Here is a 4,446-nt window from a genome sequence, read left to right as displayed (position 1 = left end):
GGCCGGCGTCGAGCCGGGCCAGATCGGCCTGCTGATCAACACCTCAGTCACCCGCAAGAACCTCGAGCCGTCCGTCGCGGTGAAAATGCACCCCAACGTCAGCGTGGCGAATTCGCGCAGGTAGTCGGCGCGGGTGGAATCCGGGTGGTTCAGCCGCTCGAAGGTGGTTTCCTGGGTCGGCTGCGCGTCCTCGCCCGCGACGATCAGCGCGTACTTGATCTGCCCGGCATCGATCATGTTGGCGGCCAGCGTGATGCCGTTGACGAAGCCCAGGCAGGCGTTGGCCAGGTCGAAGTTCATGGCCGACGACGGCAGGCCCAGCCCGTGGTGGATTTTCACCGCGACGGACGGCTCGAGGTTCTTGCGGGTGACTGAGGTGTTGATCAGCAGGCCGATCTGGCCCGGCTCGACGCCGGCCTCGGCGAGGGCCTTCGCGCCGGCCTCGATGGCGGCGTCGTCGAATGACGAACCGGGCGACCACCAGCGGCGTTCGGTCACGCCGGCAACACGTTCCAGCAGCCTCCGGGAGAGCTTCAGGCGCTTCAGGCTGGGTGCCAGCCGGTCGTCGAAGTCGGCGGAACTGACGGCTACCGGGGCCTCCACGCTCGAGACGGCCAGCAGCGCCGTGTTGTCATGTCGAAACGTCGCGTTACCGATCAATATCCAGCCTTTATTCGTCTTCGGGGACGGTCACCTGTAAACGGAAAATCCCCCATTGGTACCCGAACTCTTAACTATGCACCCCGAACCAGCGTTCCGCACATGCAAAGAAGGGCATGCGTGTGTGGTCATTGTCTCTCCGGCTGCCTGTCCCCGTGCCTCGGACCGCCTTGCAGACGTTGCTCAGGGGCCCGAAAGCGCGATCCCGGGGGCCGTTCGGATCCACCTGGCTGCGGGCCGGAATCTTTTGCGATTCCCTTGTTGTTTAAGCGGCGGTCCGCCAGAAACAGCACCCCGGCAAGCGTGCAGGCGACGGCGGGCCAATAGCTGTAGCGGTAGTCGGCTGCCGGGACGATGGGGAAGTATCCCACCAGGTAGAGGAGCGCCGACCAGCCCAGGGCGGCGACCTGCGGCCGCAGGTACCGTGCCTTGGGGAGTGCCACGATCAGCGCTATCGAGGCGGCGAGCCAAAACCAGGCCTTAAAGAACCAGGGAAAAGTCTTCAGCCCGAACTCAACGACGTAGTCATAGAGAATGTTGTCCGCCTTCGACGACTCCACGCGGTACTCGGCGGGGACGACCTCCGCGCCGGTACCGACGAATTCCAGCTTGCTGGTGAAGAGGAACCGGGCGTAGGTCTCTGCGCGGTAGTACAGGTAGCGGGCCGGATGCGTCACCACTTCATCAATCCACAGGTCCCGGACCTCCGGCTGATAGGCGATCGGTTCAAAGGATTTGCCGGTTGCCCCGCGGCCGTAGCACTTCCAATAAGCATCCCAAATAGCTTCTTCAGCCTGGCATTTTTCGCGGGCGGCAAGCAGTTTGTCTTCCAGTTCCCGGGGGATATCCGCGTCCCGTATATCTTCGGCGGGCACGGTGAAGATGATGTCGTCGAGGAAGACTTGGGATAGCTGGCCGGTGGCTTTGGGCTGGAATGCGGCGTTGAACGCCGCGCCCGTGCCCAGCATCAACACCAGGAACGCCACGGCGGCCAGGACATATCCGCCCTGCAAGCGTTGGCGGTTGGCTGTCAGCCGTCTGCGCCGCGTCGGGGACGCGTTGCGCCAGGCCCGGTAGAGGAGGAAGACGAGGGGAAGGATCGCAAAGAACGCGTTTTTTCGAACCATCGCCCCGTACAGCAGGAACAACAGCGACAGGGCGAGCAACGGATACCGGAGCCTGGGGAAGCGCTCGGCGAGCAGGATGAGGACGGTGCCGCTAAAGAACGCGATCATCATGTGCACGTCCTTCCACATCACGCCCAGGAACGTGATGGTGAACGGCAGCAACGGAATCGCGAGGGCGAGCGAAGACATGAGCCGGCTGCGGGTGAGATCGTGAAGGTAGATGGCCAGCAGCAGCGCGGCGATGAACGTCAAGCACATTTGCGCCAGGACCATCGCGCTGACTTCGCCGGTCAGCCTGTACAAGCCTGTCCAGCCGACGGTCATGACGGCGGGGTGCCAGTCGTCCAGCGGAATCAGGCCGAGGACCTGCTTGAGCTGATGGGCGGAATCATTCGTCATGCGCCCGGGGTGGTTCGCCACCCACAGAAAGGCCGTGGCCAGGAAAGCGGCGGCGCCCAAGACCGTAAGCCACCGGTAGTCCGCCCCAGTCCACGCGGTGCGCACACCCCTCGGGCCGCCGGCCCGGGCACGGGGGGAAAGGGCCGATGAACCGCTCACGTGTTCGTCCCGTCCAGACGCGCATCGGCCCGGTCCGCCCACGCCCCGCCTGCATCCTGCCGGTGCTGCGGCGGCTCCAGGCGCAGGTATGCCAGGCGCGCTGCTTCATGCCGTCCCCGCTTCAAGCCGTCGAGGATGATGCCGATACAACCCACCAGAACCGCGAGGCCCATCACGGCGGCAGCCAGGATCGCCGTCGGGAACCGGGGCACCAGGCCGGTCTGGAAGAACTCGGCGACCACGGGCACCCCCAACCCCAGCGAAGCCAGTGCCAGCACTGCGGCGATGATGCCGTGGAAGAGGGCCGGCCGTTCATGCCGGACGAGCTCGAAGATGAGGGACAGGATTTTAAAGCCATCCGAATAGGTATTGAGCTTGCTTTCGCTCCCCTCGGGCCGTTGGCGGAATCCGACTTCGACCTCGGCCTGCGGCAGCCGCAGGGACGTGACGTGCACCGTGAATTCGGTCTCGATTTCGAATTCCTTGGACACGGCGGGGAATGACTTGACGAAGCGGCGCGAAAAGACGCGATACCCCGACAACATGTCCGAAACCTGGGATCGGAAGAGGACGCTGACAACCCGGTTGAACATCCGGTTCCCCATGGCGTGCCCCGGGCGGTACGAACCGGTTTCCGCCGTGTCGGCACGAACACCGAGCACATGATCGTAGGGTCCGTCCAGCAGGGCGTCGATCAGGCGTGGCAGGTCCGCTGCCTCGTACGTGTCGTCGCCGTCGATCGTGACGTAGATATCGGCGTCAATATCCGCAAACGCCCGCCGGATGACGTTGCCCTTGCCCTTGCGCGTTTCCGTCCGGACGATGGCGCCGGCGGCCCGCGCCAGCTCGGCAGTCCGGTCGGAACTGTTGTTGTCGTAGACATAGACCATTATTCCCGGGACTGCGAGCCTCAGGTCCCGGATCACGGTGGTGACTGTCTGTTCTTCGTTGTGGCAGGGGACAATGGCGGCAATGCGCTGCCCTGGATGACGGGCTGGATCTGACACGGGCGAAAGCACTCCTAACCAGACGTGGCCTGGCCTTTAGGGTAGTTGTCCGTGGCCCTTACACAAGGTTGCCACCCCGCCCGCCGGGATGACCGCACCTGCACACGCCGGCCGCTCCACACGTTTGTCCACCGCGACAAGCCCGTCGTGCCCGTGTATCCGCGGCGGGCACGGTAGATTGAGGCAAGGAAAACGTCCGCCGCGGGAGACACAACGTGCATCTTAAATCTCTGACTGTGCGGGGCTTTAAGTCTTTTGCGTCGGCGACGACCTTCGACTTCGAGCCCGGCGTCACCGCCGTGGTCGGTCCGAACGGGTCGGGAAAGTCCAACGTGGTGGACGCCCTCGCCTGGGTGATGGGGGAGCAGGGCGCCAAGACGCTGCGCGGCGGCAAGATGGAGGACGTCATCTTCGCCGGCACGGCGGGCCGCCCGCCGCTGGGCCGGGCGCACGTGTCGCTGACCATCGATAATTCCGACGGCGCCCTGCCGATCGAATACTCCGAAGTCACCATCTCCCGCACCCTGTTCCGCACGGGCGGCTCCGAATACGCCATCAACGGCAGCAACTGCCGGCTGCTGGACATCCAGGAACTGCTCTCGGACTCCGGGCTGGGCCGGGAGATGCACGTGATCGTCGGGCAGGGCCAGCTGGACAAGGTGCTGCACGCGACGCCGGAGGACCGCCGGGGCTTCGTGGAGGAAGCCGCCGGCATCCTCAAGCACCGCCGGCGCAAGGAAAAGACGGTGCGCAAGCTGGAGTCGATGCAGGCCAACCTGCAGCGGCTGACCGATCTCACCGGCGAGATCCGCCGGCAGCTGACGCCGCTGGGCAAGCAGGCCGAGGTGGCCCGCCGGGCCCAGCAGGTCCAGTTCGAGGTACGCGATGCCCGCGCCCGGCTGCTCGCCGACGAGCTGCTGGACCTGAGCACCTCCCTGGCCCAGGAAGTGGCGGACGAGGCGGCGCTGAAGACCCGGCAGGCCGAGGTGGAGAAGACCCTGGAGTCCGGGCGCCGGCGCCTGGCCGAGCTGGAGCGGCTCGCGGCCGAAGCCACCCCGGAGCTCAACGCCGCGCGCGAGCGCTGCTACCAGCTC

At 65.4% G+C, this 4,446-nt stretch carries 4 protein-coding genes; 1 reads left to right on the top strand and 3 read right to left on the bottom strand.

Features of this window, described 5'->3' with window-relative positions:
* From AC5RV2_RS15080 to AC5RV2_RS15070, 3 genes are all read right to left on the bottom strand, one after another.
* A partial coding sequence (locus tag AC5RV2_RS15080) for a thiolase family protein (protein ID WP_494093007.1) occupies positions 1-660 on the bottom strand: 660 nt, incomplete at its 3' end.
* 128 nt (positions 661-788) lie between these two features.
* Positions 789-2,111 (bottom strand): hypothetical protein, encoded by a 1,323-nt coding sequence (locus AC5RV2_RS15075; protein ID WP_494093006.1) that lies wholly within the window; start codon positions 2,109-2,111, stop codon positions 789-791.
* Positions 2,112-2,341: 230 nt separating this feature from the next.
* Entirely contained in the window at positions 2,342-3,352 is a 1,011-nt protein-coding gene (locus AC5RV2_RS15070; protein ID WP_494093005.1) for a glycosyltransferase, read from the bottom strand.
* Positions 3,353-3,567: 215 nt separating this feature from the next.
* On the opposite strand from AC5RV2_RS15070, the gene AC5RV2_RS15065 reads away from it, so the two are divergent.
* Positions 3,568-4,446 (top strand): chromosome segregation SMC family protein (locus AC5RV2_RS15065; protein WP_494093004.1); only part of this gene is annotated, 879 nt, incomplete at its 3' end.

The sequence above is a fragment of the Arthrobacter sp. Y3225116 genome (assembly GCF_059091245.1).
The sequence above is the reverse complement of the archived record's forward strand: the minus strand, read 5'-3'. Positions and strand labels throughout refer to the sequence as shown.